This window comes from Phocaeicola faecalis (assembly GCF_021730445.1).
Lineage (GTDB): Bacteria > Bacteroidota > Bacteroidia > Bacteroidales > Bacteroidaceae > Phocaeicola > Phocaeicola faecalis.
In genome coordinates, this window is record NZ_JADNRM010000018.1 from 44,322 (window position 1) to 61,049 (window position 16,728).

General features: G+C 41.5%; 12 protein-coding genes, 1 tRNA gene and 2 pseudogenes. 9 read left to right on the forward strand and 6 right to left on the reverse strand.

Translation table 11 applies throughout. From position 1 onward, the window contains the following. Positions 1-18 precede the first annotated feature (18 nt). Positions 19-423 carry a hypothetical protein gene (locus IR173_RS14805; protein ID WP_237040320.1) on the reverse strand — a complete coding sequence of 135 codons (405 nt, stop codon included), beginning with the start codon at positions 421-423 and terminating at the stop codon, positions 19-21. A 99-nt stretch (positions 424-522) separates the two neighbouring features. Between IR173_RS14805 and aroB the strand changes: the two genes are divergently transcribed. Beyond that, complete coding sequence (gene aroB / locus IR173_RS14810; protein WP_237040321.1) at positions 523-1,578, forward strand: 3-dehydroquinate synthase; 1,056 nt, start codon at positions 523-525, stop codon at positions 1,576-1,578. A gap of 134 nt (positions 1,579-1,712) precedes the next feature. Continuing rightward, a tRNA-Pro gene (locus IR173_RS14815) sits at positions 1,713-1,787 on the forward strand. Positions 1,788-1,988: 201 nt separating this feature from the next. Here the strand turns inward: IR173_RS14815 and IR173_RS14820 are convergent. Further along, positions 1,989-2,110 (reverse strand): annotated as a pseudogene (locus tag IR173_RS14820) (type II toxin-antitoxin system RelE/ParE family toxin); the annotation flags it as partial. A 457-nt stretch (positions 2,111-2,567) separates the two neighbouring features. Here IR173_RS14820 and IR173_RS14825 point away from each other — a divergent pair. Next, positions 2,568-3,287, forward strand: coding sequence for a hypothetical protein (locus tag IR173_RS14825; protein WP_237040323.1), 720 nt, complete (start codon positions 2,568-2,570; stop codon positions 3,285-3,287). A 182-nt stretch (positions 3,288-3,469) separates the two neighbouring features. Further along, positions 3,470-4,957, forward strand: a complete 1,488-nt coding sequence (locus IR173_RS14830; RefSeq protein ID WP_237040324.1) for an alpha-L-fucosidase — start codon at positions 3,470-3,472, stop codon at positions 4,955-4,957. On the opposite strand, the gene IR173_RS14835 is transcribed toward IR173_RS14830, so the two are convergent. Beyond that, entirely contained in the window at positions 4,944-7,148 is a 2,205-nt protein-coding gene (locus IR173_RS14835) for a cation:proton antiporter (RefSeq protein WP_237040325.1), read from the reverse strand. The two genes, IR173_RS14830 and IR173_RS14835, sit on opposite strands and share 14 nt — an antisense overlap. A 108-nt stretch (positions 7,149-7,256) precedes the next feature. On the opposite strand from IR173_RS14835, the pseudogene IR173_RS14840 reads away from it, so the two are divergent. Then, positions 7,257-7,535, forward strand: a pseudogene (locus tag IR173_RS14840) (Y-family DNA polymerase); the annotation flags it as partial. 531 nt (positions 7,536-8,066) lie between these two features. On the opposite strand, the gene IR173_RS14845 reads toward IR173_RS14840, so the two are convergent. From IR173_RS14845 to IR173_RS14855, 3 genes are all read right to left on the reverse strand, one after another. Further along, entirely contained in the window at positions 8,067-9,938 is a 1,872-nt protein-coding gene (locus IR173_RS14845; protein ID WP_237040326.1) for a hypothetical protein, read from the reverse strand. Positions 9,939-10,004: 66 nt separating this feature from the next. Continuing rightward, on the reverse strand, positions 10,005-10,535 hold the full coding sequence (locus tag IR173_RS14850; RefSeq protein WP_237040327.1) for a hypothetical protein: 531 nt from the start codon (positions 10,533-10,535) through the stop codon (positions 10,005-10,007). Between the two features lie 101 nt (positions 10,536-10,636). Then, a complete protein-coding gene (locus IR173_RS14855) occupies positions 10,637-11,848 on the reverse strand; it encodes a 6-bladed beta-propeller (protein ID WP_237040328.1) in 1,212 nt (403 codons plus the stop codon). 403 nt (positions 11,849-12,251) lie between these two features. Here IR173_RS14855 and dinB point away from each other — a divergent pair, with 403 nt between their 5' ends. From dinB to IR173_RS14875, 4 genes are all read left to right on the forward strand, one after another. Next, the gene (dinB, locus tag IR173_RS14860) at positions 12,252-13,349 is read left to right on the forward strand and encodes a DNA polymerase IV (protein ID WP_237040364.1); all 1,098 of its coding nucleotides are present in this window, start codon (positions 12,252-12,254) and stop codon (positions 13,347-13,349) included. Between the two features lie 122 nt (positions 13,350-13,471). Further along, a complete protein-coding gene (gene gpmA / locus IR173_RS14865; protein ID WP_237040329.1) occupies positions 13,472-14,218 on the forward strand; it encodes a 2,3-diphosphoglycerate-dependent phosphoglycerate mutase in 747 nt (248 codons plus the stop codon). 24 nt (positions 14,219-14,242) lie between these two features. Further along, positions 14,243-15,295 carry a class I fructose-bisphosphate aldolase gene (locus IR173_RS14870; protein ID WP_237040330.1) on the forward strand — a complete coding sequence of 351 codons (1,053 nt, stop codon included), beginning with the start codon at positions 14,243-14,245 and terminating at the stop codon, positions 15,293-15,295. A gap of 203 nt (positions 15,296-15,498) precedes the next feature. After that, a complete protein-coding gene (locus IR173_RS14875) occupies positions 15,499-16,725 on the forward strand; it encodes a 3-phosphoshikimate 1-carboxyvinyltransferase (protein ID WP_237040365.1) in 1,227 nt (408 codons plus the stop codon). Positions 16,726-16,728: the final 3 nt, after the last annotated feature.

Genomic DNA, 16,728 nt, shown 5'->3' on the forward strand with positions numbered 1-16,728 from the left:
GTTTAACGGAAAAGAAGATTATTTTTTAAAAAGCTTGTCTACTTTACTCTTTTGAATGCCAAACTCTAGACAAAGTACATTGAAAGCCATATAAACAATAGCAATAGAATTATCGGCTTCTTCAAGGTTTCCATCATAGACTCCCCTGGCAAGCATAACAATATAATAAATGCCTAAAAGATAAATGGCATAACAAATGGCCTTAACACGGATTTTAGATGTTGCCTCATTCTCGTTTTTCACCTTTGCCAGAAATATCATGAAAAGAGAAAACCAAATAAACAACTTCACAGAGGCTTTGGTAAACAACAAGTTACTGTCGTTTATCATTCCAAACATAAACATCATCAACGGCAAGAACACACACAGGATTAAAAGAGTATATCCCATGGTTCTGCAATAAGTGGGTAGAATTCCTTTCATTATTTTAGTATTTAACGTACAAAAGTAATTATTTGCAAGCAAACTACGCCCATCTTTTTGCTTTTTTACCTAAATTTGCAGGCAAATATATAAAAAGCTATGAGTAAACAAAAGGTTATTATCTGCCATAATCTAAACGAGAATTTAGCGGATGCCATCGGCCAATGCACGTATGACAAATTATTCATTCTGGTTGACGAGCATACCCGCGAACTCTGCATACCGGTCATTAAAGAAGCCGGCTTTACTGCGGATGCGGAACTGATTAGCATCGGTGCCGAGGATATACATAAGAATCTTGATACCTTGGCCTATGTATGGAAACAATTAGGCGACCGAGGAGCTACGCGCCATTCACTGCTCATCAACTTAGGTGGAGGAATGGTGACAGATTTGGGCGGTTTTGCAGCCTCAACATTCAAGCGAGGCATTGAATATATCAATGTCCCCACCACTTTACTTGCCATGGTAGATGCTTCTGTAGGAGGAAAAACCGGCATCAACTTCAATGGATTGAAAAATGAAATCGGTGTCTTCTCTCCGGCTGAAGCAGTGCTGATAGACAGTGAATTCTTAAAATCACTGGATATGCACAATCTGCTTTCCGGCTACGCGGAAATGTTGAAACACGGGCTTATCAGCACACCTGAACATTGGGCTGAGTTATTAAACTTCGACTTCAACAAGACAGACTATAAGGCATTGCAAGAGCTGGTTGCCAAATCCGTTCAAATCAAAGAGAAGATTGTCGAATGTGACCCATATGAAACCGGAATACGCAAGGCTTTGAATTTGGGACATACGGTGGGGCATGCTTTTGAAAGTTTTGCTTTGGAGACCAATCATCCGGTGCTACACGGCTATGCTGTTGCCTGGGGACTGGTCTGCGAACTATATTTCTCTCATATAAAGATTGGCTTTCCCACAGACAAACTGCGCCAAACTCTCCAATTTATCAAGAATCATTATGGTAAACTGGATTTCGACTGCAAACATTATGACCGTCTTTACGAGTTCATGACACATGACAAGAAGAATATCGCCGACAGAATCAACTTTACTTTATTGGCTGATGTGGGTGACATTCAAATCAACCAGTCGGCAACTAAAGAAGAAATTATGGATATGCTCGATTTCTATCGTGAATCCATGTAATCAAGTATAATTTAGAGCCAAACAATAACTAACTGATACATAGGCTTCAATAAAACAAAATGCATTTTATTCTAAAAAAAGAAGCTGAAAGATTTGCTATTTTAAAATAAAGCTGTACCTTTGCATCCGCAATTCGGGGTGTAGCTCAGCCCGGTTAGAGTACGCGTCTGGGGGGCGTGTGGTCGCTAGTTCGAATCTAGTCACCCCGACAAGCTGAGCAAAAGGAGTTAAGTCATTGACTTAACTCCTTTTCATTTATAGCGATTACCTTTTGATTACACTTTGAGTCAATCACTTTTCGGATAACTTATGCCCTACCCATGTTTTAGATGCTCCATTAGAAACCTTATTCTTGTTTTTATAATATCATACCAAGAGCTGTTTTTAAAACAAAGCAGTTATTTTCTTTAATAACCATTGACTGTTTGAGGTTGGAAACGATGCTTCGTATCATCGGTTTTCCTTTTTCATAAAGTCTTGCCAAATGTTCCTTTTCACATTCTACGTTCATACAACCGTTCTTTGATGACACAAAAATAATCCATATTTGTACAATCCGAGATACTAGTGAATCCTTTTCATCAATAGCCTGATATATTAATTCTTTTATCTCCTTATAACATAGCACAAACAAAGGGAAGAGTAAGCCGTTTCGTAGGGTCAGCCAAGGCCTTTTAAACGGAAGATTATTACAGTCTACGACGGCGGACTGTACAGTCCACTGCAATGGACTGTACGGTCTACTGTAGCGGACTATACAGTCCACTGCCGAAGACTGTAGTAATCTGACGGACAGACAGGCATAATCGAAAGGACGAAAGCGCTTAGCCTGCCTAATGAAACGACTTAGGGAGTTCCAAACACCATGTATTCCAGCTTCGGGCAAACTCTCTCAAAAAAACAGAAAGTTTTTAATCTAAAAAAAGACAATATATCCTTAAATATTTATATCTTTGTTTTATCCTCTCTTAACCTAAAAAAACAGCAATATGACTAACTGGAAAGGAATCAGAACACTGATGAGAAAATATGGCATCTCCCAAAAAGAAATGCTTCGTATACTCGAAACACACGAAGTGGTTTATTCCGACGCTGCGGGTGTAATTCTTGTGGATGAAGACAGCCTCATGGCCTATATTGATGCGCTCAAGCAACTGACTCAAAAGGACTCGCTGGTAAATGTTCTGCAAAAAGCGCTTCGCTCTAAGAAAAAATTGAAAACAGGCAGCACGACAAGAGGCCTTACACAAAAACTGAGCGAACAGGTTATAGCCATCAACGAGATTGTCAGTCATGCACTGAGCATGTTGCTCGGAGAAACCGAACGTAAAATATTCCTTGCGTTTGCCAACCAAACCGATATATATACTATTGCCCGGCTAATGTCAATGGATGAAAGAGTTGTCTTTGTAATGTTGGAAGTGGCCATTACAAAACTTAGCCAACAGTCGCACTATTGGATTCACAACTTAGCCACGAAATACGAAGATACTTGTTATTACAACCAACTATTGATGGCCCAAGCCGAAAACAATGGAAAAATAATCGACCTATTAGAACAGAGCATAGAGTTATGCCAAAAACAATTAATGCTTAAAGAAGAGCACATAAGTTATCTTCAAAGCGCATTTGAAGAATTGAAGGAGATATATAAAAAACCGAAACACAAAAGCACTCCTTCCGACAAGGTAGACGAGTGCGTTGACTGACAGACTCTTGGCAATGAAATCTCGTGTGATACATTCCTTTCATCCGGCAAAATACGGATAGAAAAACTGTTCGGCGGGTAAAGAATATTAAAAGAAGGTCTGAATTTACTTGTTATATATTAGCCTATTCAGCAGAAAAGATATACTTTTGAAAACTGAAACAAAATAGAATACCCAATTATATGAAAACACACAAATCCATTCTTTTTCTTGCACTACTATTCGCGATAGTGTGTACACACGCTCAGGAAATCACCCCTTCGGATACTCCGAATGAGACTCAAAAAGCCATGCTGAAACGTGGATACGGAATGTTTATACATTTTGGAGTGAATACATTCTCAGGAGATGAATGGTCGGATGGCACTGTCCCCGTCAGTGCATACAACCCGACCCGACTGGACTGCGACCAATGGGTGAGGGTGGCCAAAGATGCCGGCTTCCGCTATGTCCTGCTCATCACTAAGCATCACGATGGCTTCTGCCTGTGGGACAGTAAATATACCGACTACGATGTGGCTTCCTCGCCCATTAAGACAGATGTGGTGGGCGAAGTGTCCAAGGCCTGCAAAAAGTACGGTCTGCAGTTTGCCATCTATTATTCATTGTGGGATCGCCACGAACCCCTGTACAAAGGAAAAGACTTCGGCAAGTACATTGACTATATGCAAAACCAACTAACCGAGCTGCTGACCAACTATGGACCGGTGCAGGAAATATGGTTTGACGGAGGATGGGACAAGAAGCCGGAAGAGTGGCAATTGCCCCGCATTTATTCACACATCAAGAAACTGCAACCCACATGCGCCGTAGGAGTCAATCATACCATTGTCCTGAAAGAGGGAGAACGTAAGTTTGCACTCCCCGACTCTATGACGGTGGACAACAAATACACCTTCCAATACTTTCCAAGCGATTTCCGTTTGTGGGACCCTAAAATTGCCCACAAAGCCGACAAGAAGCAGTATCTACATCAAGGAAAATCTTATTATCTGCCTTTTGAGCACACCCTTTGTCTGAGCAAGGCATGGAACTGGTTCCAGAAATCGTCCGTCATGCCTGTCCGCGATTTGGATGAACTGGAAGAGCTGTTCTATTGGTGTACCGACAATGATAATACATTGGTGGTAAACATTCCGCCCGACCAAACCGGACGCATACGCGAACATGAAGCCAGCACTATCATCGAACTGAACAAACGGCTGGGAATAAAAAAAGGGAAAACTTTGCCGCGCAACGGAAAATTCATTTCATTGAACAGTACAGTGACTGCCTCTTCCACCTACGGCAATGACGAGGACAAATATGGTGCACAGTTTGCCACAGACGGAGGTATGCAAACCCGATGGGCGGCTGCCGACACAGTGGCGACGTTGACCCTGACGCTGGACGAGAAAGAACCTTTCAATAAAATCAGTATCTTCGAATATTGCGACGTCAAAAACGGAACGGACGGCTTCTCCAACTACAGGATTAACCGCATCAAGGACTATCAAATAGAAATATGGAAGGATGGGGATTGGGAAACGATTTACCGTTCGGACGTTCCCATGGGCGACTGTAAGGTCATTCATTTTCCTTACTGTTACCGCACTTCACAAATACGCCTGAACGTACTGAAAGCATCTGCACCACCTTCCATTTACGAATTCAATGTCATTTGTAAATGACGGATGAATGTATGGTATCTTTAATCACCAGCAAAGAAGGAAGTGACTTAAAGATTTCTTCATCTGCCGCAATGCCGACACAAGCATTATAGCTCAGAATCAGTAAACCGTAAGAATCCGGCAAACGTAAATCTGCTATTTCTACCAAAGGACGCAGATGTACGTTGCCGGAATATTGTTTGCCCAAGTTCCAAACACGTGCCATGTACTCCTCGTCTCCCCCTTTAAAATAATAGAGATGAAGTACATGGTTTCCCTCCTCCAACAACGGCTTCAGGTAGCCGAAAAGGAACTCGTCTTCCGCACCATTGACAAGAACCGCAATTTCCTCTCCCTCCCTAAACTCGCGGTTGACAAAAACAGCCACAGGACAGGAAACTTCTTCCAACACATCATTCACTTTCTTACGGAAGAGCCCGAAGAAAGAGGTCATAGACTTTTCACCATCTGTCATAAACCGTGGTCCGGCACCCAACAACAGAATATCGGGTGCTTCATCTTCCACCATTGAAATCATATCGGGAACCAAATTATCAGTTACACGATAACGTTTTTCTATCTGTAGATGCAGTTGGCCGGCACGTTTCTCTATCGGTTCAAAACTTTCTTCCGAAAACTGTTCCGCGCTAGTCTGATTCAAATCCGTCCCCAGCGTATAGTGAGTGGCAATAATCTGATGTTGAGAGAGTTGATTACCAAAAAGCAGTCGATAGACAGACAATAACTTACCTCCGGACTCCGGACGTCCGAAAAAGAGAAGAAGCTTACGCTGCAACGCCGATTTCTGTCGATGAACAGTGAAACTCCATTCGACAAAGTTTAATAACGGCGTAGTCATAAAAGTCGTGACAAGTGCCATGATAACCAATATCACAAATATGGAAGGAGGCAGCACTCCCAGCTCATAACCGATATTCAAAGCAACCAGTTCCATCAGTCCGCGAGTGTTCATCAAAGTGCCAATGGTGAAACTGTCCTTCCACGACTCGCCGACCAAGCGGGAAGCCACCGCACATCCTCCAAACTTTCCCACCACTGCCACTGTCACCAGCAACAGGCATACTCCCCACAATTCGGGCGTATTTATCAAACCAATCTGAGTGCGGAGCCCTGTAAACGCAAAGAACAATGGCAGGAAAAATACCAATGCTATATCTTCTACCTTCTCCATCATAACCTTTCTGAAACCGAAGTTGGAAGGCATCACAACGCCTGCCATAAAAGCACCGAACAGTGCATGAATACCCAAAACCTCGGTTATAGCAGCTGAAACAATAAGCACCAAGAAGATAAAGCTGACAAACGTCTTGTTTATCACTTCTTTATTGGAGTACATGGCACCGATTTTCTTCAGAAACGGACACACAAGTCCAAACATGACACCGATATACACAAAAGTAAGCAAGACCGTATAAGCAGCTCCACCTAACGTTCCGGCTTTAGTTATGGCAATCACCACTGCCAACAGGCACCAAGCCGTCACATCATCATTGGCCGCTGAAGCTATGGTAAGAATCCCTACCGGTTCACGAGTCATATTTCGCTCCTGAATGATGCGGGCAAGCACCGGAAATGCCGTAATACTCATAGATATACCTATAAACAAGGCAAAAGGAATAAATGCTGTATGCTGTGCAGCATACGACTCGTATATCCAGTAGGATGCGATGATTCCCCCCAAAAAAGGTACCAGAATACCTGCATGACTGATGACCAGTGTCTCGTTTATCTTGTTTTTCAATACACTGAAGTCCACTTCCATGCCAATAACAAACATAAAGAGCACCAATCCCAGTTGACTTATCAGTTCTAAATTGGTCAATGATTCGGGACGAAACAGGAAGCCGAACAACTCCGGATACAGAGTTCCTAAGACAGAAGGTCCCAAAACAATCCCCGCCACTATCTCTCCTATCACTCCCGGTTGCCCGATAGCACGAAACAATGAAGCAAACAACCTCACCGCCAATAAAACGACAATAATTTGAACCAACAGGGTAGAAAGCGGATGTTGGATATTATCCGCCAATACAACAACAAACATATCAAAAGCATCTCCCGCCTGCCCCGCCACCCGGGATGACGATAGATGTTCAAACCGTTCGCCCCCGACAATAGCCATATAAATGAGCCCTCCGAAAAGAAGAAGCATCATTAAATAAATAAAGTAGTTCTTCCGTGCCCTTCCCATAAATTCAGATATATAAATGTTATAAGTAAATAAACATAGAAAGCTGTTAATGAGTTCACCGAATCCGCCTCTTTTTCTACCTTTGCCATGCAAAAACCGAATATGTCCGAACGCAAGACCGACATTCCTTTGGCGGTCGACATTGCCAAGGAAATAAAGAAGCGAATACGCGAAGAATTGGGACTGATAGCTTCGGCTGGTGTTTCATACAATAAATTCCTGGCTAAAGTGGCCTCTGACTATCGCAAACCCGACGGACTGTGCACCGTCTACCCCGACCAGGCATTGGCATTCATCTCCCGGCTACCCATCGAATCTTTTTGGGGAGTAGGCCCTGTCACCGCCCAAAGGATGCATTCCCTCGGCATACATAGCGGCAAGGAACTGTTGAGATGGCCTCTTCTATTTATGAAAAATACAATGTGTACTTTATCGGATGCTTACAAATCTCTTATTCAAAGAGGCACTGTGTGAAAGTAACCTTCCTCGTCTTCTTCACTTCAAAACGCCGATGAACAAAGGATTTCAATGGGTGTGACGTGTGAAAGCAACTTTTATCAACTTTCTTTTGAGTGCAACTCAATGATTGGAAAAAAGACATCCTTTCCCGTTTAGCCCGGAGAACCTAATTCCTAACAAAGAACAGAATTTTTACAAGAGAACAAGCAGAGTTTACACTAAGCTCACTCTATTGAAATTGAACTCTTTTTTCTTTACTATGTGCGGTTACTGTGACAACACCAAAGAACAGCAAAACAATGAGGGCGAATAGCATTCTCTTTATGCCGTTATGTTTTGTGAATGATATTATTTATTAAAAGCCATTTTATTGTCATCCAGTTCTTTGTAAAATCTTACCTATGTTGATATCAGGCTTGTGGCTATTGTCCTTCTTGTCACAATAAGTATACTTAAGCATTAAAACAATTGTTTTCCATTGGTTTGAAGACTGAATAATTGTTCTTCTTGTCCACGAGTTAAATCACGTAACCAAAGTAATGCTCCTGATGGAATATTATTGTAAATTAAACTGTCTGTTGTTGCTATTTGTTTACCTAAGGATATCCAACCCTTTGTCCCATTCTGATAAAAGAGTTCATATTCATCTCCCTTTTTAATAAAATTATCATCGTTTCGTGGGACAAATAAAATCTTTCCTATTTGACTTTTTCTTGTAAAAGAAAGAACGATTTCTTCTTTTGTTATTTCTTGTGATTCGTAATAAGATAAAATATCTCCATCCAAAATACATTTTTCCGTATGTTTGGCATCTTTAGCTATAGGTGCTTTACAAATATATGTATCCAACTTTTTATTATTTGTATCGAAAAAGGCTATTTCACCTATTTCAATATAGAATTTTCCAGGAGGAATAAGCCGAATATATTTAACAGGAAAGGAAGGTATCGAATCAAAACATATTTGATTAGTTGTGATTGTATCTTCTATATGGCCTAATAAGCATGGATTTTGGAAATTCATAGATTGGTCTCCTTCGATTATTAGTCCTGTCATACATTCTAAATATTCTTTAAAATGTGCATGAACCGGATATTTACGGGTTAATATTGCTTTTTGTCTTTTTAATGTATCAGGCTTATATAAGTTTACGGTTCCGGTCCGAGTGATGGAGAAAGCATATCCTGTTGGACATAAGATTTCATTTTTATGGTACATCGGCTGAAAACGAACTTCCGGTTCTAAATTATGGAAAATAGCTTTGTTCCCATTACGAGTTACTTTATCAACTTCCGTGTATTTCCCACAAGAAAAAACACAAAGACTGATTTGGGTTATTTCTTGTGGGCAGTCAATTTCTAATTCGGCTTCATTCTCTCCGAAATATTCCATTGTGACATCAGCAAGTTCTCCTCCAAACATAGTTCGATATACTTTTCCTTTGGGGCGTCCGTCATTTTGTCCACGTTTTACATCTGATTCCATAAACCAGAAAGGGACGAGCAAACCTGTAGTATCTTTCAATACGTTCCATGAGTGTTGCCCATTTGTTTGTGGGGAAATCAAATAGGAGTCAATAGCCGTTGGTATACCTAAAGCACGGAATAAATAGAGCGTAAAGTCACATGATTCACGGCATCCCCCTACTCGGTGTTTCAATAGAAATAAAGGTCCTAAATGAGGTAGAGTAAAATGAGTGTTCCACTTAAATTGTTCTTTTAGAAATAAGTCTTGTACAGCTTGTGCTGTTTTTACGATGTCGTTCCCCTCGTATATGGAATCAACACTTGCCGCATAATGATCATAATAGATTTTGCGCCATGATTCCAATGGTTCATCACCAATGCGATAGGGAAGTATATACTTGCAGAAATCATCGAATGAATAATGCTTTGCCCATGGACGTTGTTCCCACACACTGAAAGCTAAGTCAATATTTTCAATCAGGTATTCCGCTGTAATCACTTGTGAGTCATATATTTTCGGCGATTTTCGATAGGAGAAATTATACCATAGGTCGTTTACCGAGTCCGTCCATGTTCCTTCTCCATACTGGGCAGATAACCATTTGAGTTGTTTTAAGGAGTCGATATATAAATCGCTATAAGAATAACATTTGCTCATACGCTCTATCAAGTAACAGGCCGCTTTATATCTTAATTTGTCCTTTTGATAATGTTTTAAAACTTCTTCCAATTCTATCCTGTTATTTCCTGCTTGTCTCAAAGTTTGCTCTAATGGACCGGGAAGATTGCAAGCTGTCATAAAAATACATAATATGTATATACAAGCATATCCCATGACAGCCGGAAGCAGTTTTTGTTTTATCATCGTATTTAGAATTTGAGGGCTAAGCATAATCTTAAAACCACAAAGAGAAAGATTGCTCTCCTCTTTTTATAGATTCCTGAAATATTTTGTTTCTATTATATGAAAATACAAATCTGAATAATTAGGCATTTCTTTTATGGGTATAAATAAATCATCCATACATAATCTTTCATTCATAACAAAAATAAAAGGAATATTTTCTTCTTTTAATATTGTACTAAAAGCTGAATCTTTAGATAAATAAATAGGAATATCAGATTGTAAACTATTAGATATAGCTTGATATTCCCTATAACTGGCATCACTAATAATAATTAACAATCGTTCTTTAATATTAGACTTGCTTAAGGCAAGTTCTTCTAAACAGGACATAGCAAATTCAATACATGAATAACAATTTTGGGGAGAAAACTTTAAAGCAAGTTTCCTCTTATCAGCTATTATTGAAGAGAGAGTTATTTCGTTTTTTAATTTATCAATTAATATAATATCAGGTAATTGACATTCTGAATAAGTGTAATGCATTTGTATATTACCTAGTAAAAGTGATAGAATCTGTTTTCTATCACTTGCTGTTGTAGCTGCTAATTCTTTCATTCTTCTCTGTTGAATAGCCCAATTCAGACAAATTACATTCAACGTTATCATCGCTATACCAATGAAGATTATGGAATACTTTTTCTTCATGAGTTAAATGTTCAATTTATTTTTTTAGTCTCAGCCATTACAATAATAGGATTGTCATCTTCTTCAATATCAGCTAAAAAAGTTGCAACTTTACTATTCGTCGGTTCTGATGCAGCCAGCTGATATGACTCTATGACGCCATATATTTTGCTTTGATAAGCTGCGTAGGGCGCAAAGGGAACAACACCATCTATATCGTTTTCTATAGGAAATTGTTTTTGGGCTTTCCCATAAATACATTTGGCATCGTCTACAGAGTAAACTATCTGATATACATCCATCGTACTGTAATTGATAGCGTTCAGAAAAAGGAAGTTATTACAACTTATCAACGATGTAATAACAGGATATTGGGGCGAATCAGAAGCTCCCGGCATAATTCTTTCTGCGGTTAATTGCTCTTCTTCCAACTTGCGGACATAGGACTTTTGGTTTGCTGTCTCCTCGTCACCGAAATTCAGTACAAATGTTCTCTTAATTCTTTCTTGCCCGATTTCGTAAATAGAATTGGTCAATATGTCAAAAAGGAAGGCATACTGAGGAGTGTGTGAAGACAAAGCTGAAAAAGGCGAATTTACTTCTTGTACAGAAATTGATTGTGGAGTATATAAAAAAGGATGTGTTTCTGCACTGTTTAAATCCAACAATATAAGATTAGGGCGTGTCTTATTCTTTTCATACGCCTCATTTGCTGAATAATCGCAGTAACAGGCTAAACTTCCATCTTCCAAATATTCTATTTCGTGTGCTATGAAATCTATTTTTATGTCATTGGCAAAGTTTCCTTTTAAATCGTAGATTAAGATTCGTTTTCCTGAATGGTCTAAGACGAATATCTTTTCTCCTTGTTTATCTACTGCTACATCTTCTATTTCTATAAATTCACCTACTCCGACACCTTTACTTCCAACAGTTCCCATAAATTTCCCTTTTACGTCGAACAGCAGAATTTTAGAGCTTTCTTTATCTACGATAAGTAATTGCGTATCCAAGGGAATAACTTTAGAAACTTGGGCTATCAGGCTTTCGGGAGTAGTCTCCAGTTTGATGTATTCCAATTCTGAGTATAACTCGGACATTTTGATTTTCTGGTCATTTGTTTGGGAGTTGACAGATATTATAACCGCAGCATCGTTAGTTTCTGCAGGGGTGCTGCAACTGCCAAAGAAGATACTGAAACACATTGTGCTTAAGATGGCAAAATGACAAAATGATTTATACATACAATGCTTTTACAAGTTAATAATCAGTTAGAATATACCTCCTTTACAATCAGATTGTTTAGAAGAATCGCAGCAAACATTCCTTTCGGATTTGCATTTTAGGTGAGTTCCTCCTAACCATAGAGGTGGGCATAATTACATAATCCGATTTTGATATTTACTTTCATAATGATTGATAATCATAGTTTATGATTTGCTTATAAATAATAAATTCTTGCTATTCATTTCGTAAACGATGATTAAGTTAACCTTGCAAACATACAACATTTTCAAACAAAAAGGAACATACACGCAATTTATTTTTTTAAATTATAAAAGCTATTCCGGGGTGATGAATGATATTTCAGCATAAGTTCACCGAATCCGCCTCTTTTTTTCTACCTTTGTCATGCAAAAACTGAATATGTCCGAACGCAAGATTATACATATCGACATGGATGCCTTTTATGCTTCCGTCGAACAGAGAGACAACCCGGAGCTACGGGGGAAGCCGTTGGCTGTGGGGCATGCAGAAGAACGTGGCGTAGTGGCCGCCGCCAGTTACGAGGCACGCCGCTATGGAGTACGCTCGGCCATGTCGTCCCAAAAAGCAAAACGGCTGTGTCCGCAATTGATATTCGTACACGGCAGAATGGATGTATATAAAGATGTATCGCGCCGGATACACGAAATCTTCCACACCTATACTGATATCATCGAACCTCTTTCGCTGGATGAAGCCTTTCTGGATGTGACGGAAAACAAGACCGACATTCCTTTGGCGGTCGACATTGCCAAGGAAATAAAGAAGCGAATACGCGAAGAATTGGGACTGATAGCTTCGGCAGGTGTTTCATACAATAAATTCCTGGCTAAAGTGGCCTCTGACTATCGCAAACCCGACGGACTGTGCACCGTCCACCCCGACCAGGCATTGGAATTCATCTCCCGGCTATCCATCGAATCTTTTTGGGGAGTAGGCCCTGTCACCGCCCAAAGGATGCATTCCCTCGGCATACATAGCGGCAAGGAACTGCAGACCTGCACCCTTGAAATGCTGACACGCCAATTCGGTAAAGCCGGCCAACTTTATTATGACTTTGCACGAGGTATAGACCTGCGCCCCGTAGAAGCAGTACGCATCCGAAAATCCGTAGGGTGTGAACATACATTGGAAAAAGACATTTCCATCCCTTCGTCTGCCATCATTGAACTTTACCATGTGACCACCGAACTGGTGGAACGTCTCAAGCGAAACGGTTTTGCCGGCAATACACTGACGCTGAAAATCAAATTCCACGACTTCAGCCAAATCACGCGCAGCATCACCCAACCACATGAACTGCATACCCTCGACAAGATACTCCCGCTAGCCAAACAACTGCTGAAAGAGGTAGACTACTCCAACCATCCCATCCGCCTCATCGGTCTGTCTGTATCCAATCCCAAGGAAGAGAGAGAAGGGACGGCAGAGAAGGAAAGATGGGAACAGCTCTCCTTTGAATTTAGTGACTGGGAGTAAACAAATCGTTCTCCGCCATTGTTTAATTCATAATCAGTAGGTATTGATTATGAAAATAATGGCAAGTAACTTTGCCGATATCAGCCATACGATTTTAAGGTAACAAGAAAGGAGAACCAAATATGAAAAGAATAGTATTACTCCGACACGGAGAAAGTACATGGAATAAAGAAAACCGATTCACCGGCTGGACGGATGTGGACTTGACGGAGAAAGGAATAGCCGACGCCCACAAAGCCGGCAAACTGATGAAGGAAAAGGGTTTCCACTTTGACAAAGCATATACGTCTTTCCTGAAAAGGGCTGTCAAGACACTCAACTGTGTGCTCGACAAAATGGACCTGGATTGGATTCCCGTAGAAAAGAGCTGGCGCCTGAACGAAAAGCATTATGGCTCTCTGCAGGGTTTGAATAAGAGTGAGACAGCTTCTAAATACGGAGAAGAACAAGTCCTGATATGGCGCCGCAGTTTTGACGTGGCACCGCATGCATTGGAAGAAAACGATTCGCGCAATCCTATCCACGAGACCCGCTACAAGGAAGTTCCCGACTGCGACTTACCCCGCACCGAGTCTTTGAAAGAAACCATCGAACGCATTCTGCCTTATTGGAAATGCATTATCTTCCCCGCTCTGGCAACAGAAGACGAACTGTTGGTGGTGGCTCACGGCAACAGCTTGAGAGGTATCATTAAATATCTGAAAAACATTCCCGATGAAGAGATTGTACACCTCAACCTTCCGACTGCCGTTCCTTATGTCTTTGAATTTGATGATAAATTGAATCTGAAGAATGACTATTTTCTCGGAAATCCAGAAGAGATAAAGAAGCTAATGGAAGCAGTGGCCAATCAGGGAAAAAAGAAATAACTAAACTTTAACAACAATTACTTTATGAATAAAATAATAGATTTACTTGGCAACCAGGCCGAATACTACCTGGGCCATACTTGTAAAACAATAGATAAGTCACTCATCCATGTTCCTTCGGCCGATACCATCGACAAGGTGTGGATTAATTCGGACAGGAATATCCGTACGCTGAACAGCCTGCAAACTTTATTGGGACACGGACGACTGGCCAACACCGGATATGTTTCCATCCTCCCTGTAGACCAGGGTATCGAACATTCTGCTGGAGCTTCATTCGCTCCGAATCCTCTTTATTTCGATCCTGAGAATATCGTCAAGCTGGCTATTGAAGGCGGATGCAACGGAGTTGCCTCTACTTTCGGAGTCTTGGGCGCGGTAGCCCGCAAATACGCCCATAAGATTCCGTTTATCGTCAAACTGAACCACAATGAACTGCTGACCTATCCCACGTCCTACGACCAAGTGATGTTCGGTACGGTGAAAGAGGCATGGAATATGGGAGCGGTAGCTGTCGGCGCCACTATTTATTTCGGGTCTGAACAAAGCCGCCGTCAGTTGGTCGAAATAGCCGAAGCATTCGAATATGCACACGAACTGGGTATGGCCACCATCTTGTGGTGTTATCTGCGCAATAATGACTTTAAGAAAGACGGTGTGGACTATCATGCGGCAGCCGACCTCACAGGGCAAGCCAACCACTTGGGAGTCACCATCAAAGCGGACATTGTCAAGCAGAAACTTCCGGTCAACAATGGCGGATTCACAGCTATCAAGTTCGGCAAGACCAGCGATAAAGTTTATACAGAACTGACTTCCGAACATCCCATCGACCTCTGCCGTTATCAGGTGGCCAACGGATATATGGGACGTGTAGGGCTGATTAACTCCGGTGGAGAATCACATGGAAGTTCCGACTTGAAAGATGCGGTCATCACGGCCATTGTGAACAAACGTGCCGGAGGCATGGGACTTATCAGCGGCCGCAAAGCGTTCCAGAAACCAATGAATGAAGGAGTAGGACTGCTTCACACCATTCAGGACGTTTACCTGGATTCCGACATTACTATAGCTTAACTTTACTATAAATTATCAGCATGGGAGCTTTGTGAAAAGCATTATACTGACGGGCGGAATCTTTCCGCCCGATTTTTTGTTCCATCCCGCTTCCGGTTCCCCTTCTCCTTAAAAGAACATTCTTTTTATCCTCCAACGTATCAAGTATTAAGATAATATTCCTAACTTTGCACTCCGATACACATTATTATATATAAGGTATGATGCAAATAAAAGTAACGGCACCCGCTAAGATACATACAACTATCCAATTGCCCTCTTCCAAGAGTATCAGCAACCGTGCACTTATCATCAATGCGTTAGGCCACGGAACACACCAACCCGAAAACTTGTCGGACTGCGATGACACCCGGGTAATGGTACGCGCCTTGAACGATGACAAAGAAACCATTGACATTATGGCTGCCGGAACAGCCATGCGCTTTCTCACCGCCTACTTGTCGGTAACTCCCGGAACACGAATCATCACCGGAACACAACGTATGCAACAACGTCCGATACAAGTGCTGGTCAACGCTTTACGTGAACTGGGTGCAGATATAGAATATGTAGCCAACGACGGCTTCCCCCCATTACGCATCACAGGGCGGAAATTCGAAAAAGACACTATCAGTCTGCCCGGCAACGTAAGCTCCCAATATATTTCCGCTTTATTAATGATAGCCCCCGTTTTGACAAACGGACTAACCATCCGGTTGACAGGCGATATCATCTCACGCCCCTACATCAACCTGACTTTGCAACTGATGAACGATTTCGGTGTCTGTGCGGAATGGACAGACGGCCATCAGCTCAAAGTAAAGCCGCAAGCCTACCATTCTATCCCTTTCTATGTAGAAAGTGACTGGAGTGCCGCATCTTACTGGTATCAGATAGTAGCCTTGTCGAAAGAAGCGGAAGTCACACTGCCCGGACTTTTCAAGGAAAGCTATCAGGGTGACAGCCAAGTAGCCGGAATATTCCGCTCACTGGGAGTAGAAACCATATACGAAGACCAAACCGTCACTCTGAAAAAAAGTGGAAACGCCATAGAAAGACTGGATTATGACTTCATCAACCAGCCTGACCTGGCACAAACATTTGTTGTGACTTGTGCGTTACTAAATATCCCTTTCCGCTTCTCCGGCCTGCAAAGTTTGAAAATCAAAGAGACAGACCGTATGGCTGCACTGATAACGGAAATGAGGAAACTGGGGTATATACTCCGTGAAACTGACGGGGCTGTTCTTTCATGGGAAGGAGAACGATGCAGTGCTGAAGAGCATCCTGCCATCGATACGTATGAAGATCATCGCATGGCAATGGCATTTGCCCCTGCCTGCCTGACATTGCCCGAAATATTGATTAACAATCCGCAAGTAGTCTCCAAGTCTTACCCCCGTTATTGGGAAGATTTGAGACAGGCAGGTTTCATAATAAAGGAGGTATAAAAA

Excerpts from the sequence above, each read along its gene's own strand:
- IR173_RS14855 (WP_237040328.1), bottom strand. The coding sequence starts at position 11,848 with ATGTATAAATCATTTTGTCATTTTGCCATCTTAAGCACAATGTGTTTC.
- gpmA (WP_237040329.1), top strand. The coding sequence starts at position 13,472 with ATGAAAAGAATAGTATTACTCCGACACGGAGAAAGTACATGGAATAAA.
- IR173_RS14875 (WP_237040365.1), top strand. The coding sequence starts at position 15,499 with ATGCAAATAAAAGTAACGGCACCCGCTAAGATACATACAACTATCCAA.
- IR173_RS14830 (WP_237040324.1), top strand. The coding sequence starts at position 3,470 with ATGAAAACACACAAATCCATTCTTTTTCTTGCACTACTATTCGCGATA.
- IR173_RS14805 (WP_237040320.1), bottom strand. The coding sequence starts at position 423 with ATGAAAGGAATTCTACCCACTTATTGCAGAACCATGGGATATACTCTT.
- IR173_RS14845 (WP_237040326.1), bottom strand. The coding sequence starts at position 9,938 with ATGATAAAACAAAAACTGCTTCCGGCTGTCATGGGATATGCTTGTATA.
- IR173_RS14825 (WP_237040323.1), top strand. The coding sequence starts at position 2,568 with ATGACTAACTGGAAAGGAATCAGAACACTGATGAGAAAATATGGCATC.
- dinB (WP_237040364.1), top strand. The coding sequence starts at position 12,252 with ATGTCCGAACGCAAGATTATACATATCGACATGGATGCCTTTTATGCT.
- IR173_RS14870 (WP_237040330.1), top strand. The coding sequence starts at position 14,243 with ATGAATAAAATAATAGATTTACTTGGCAACCAGGCCGAATACTACCTG.
- aroB (WP_237040321.1), top strand. The coding sequence starts at position 523 with ATGAGTAAACAAAAGGTTATTATCTGCCATAATCTAAACGAGAATTTA.
- IR173_RS14835 (WP_237040325.1), bottom strand. The coding sequence starts at position 7,148 with ATGGGAAGGGCACGGAAGAACTACTTTATTTATTTAATGATGCTTCTT.
- IR173_RS14850 (WP_237040327.1), bottom strand. The coding sequence starts at position 10,535 with ATGAAAGAATTAGCAGCTACAACAGCAAGTGATAGAAAACAGATTCTA.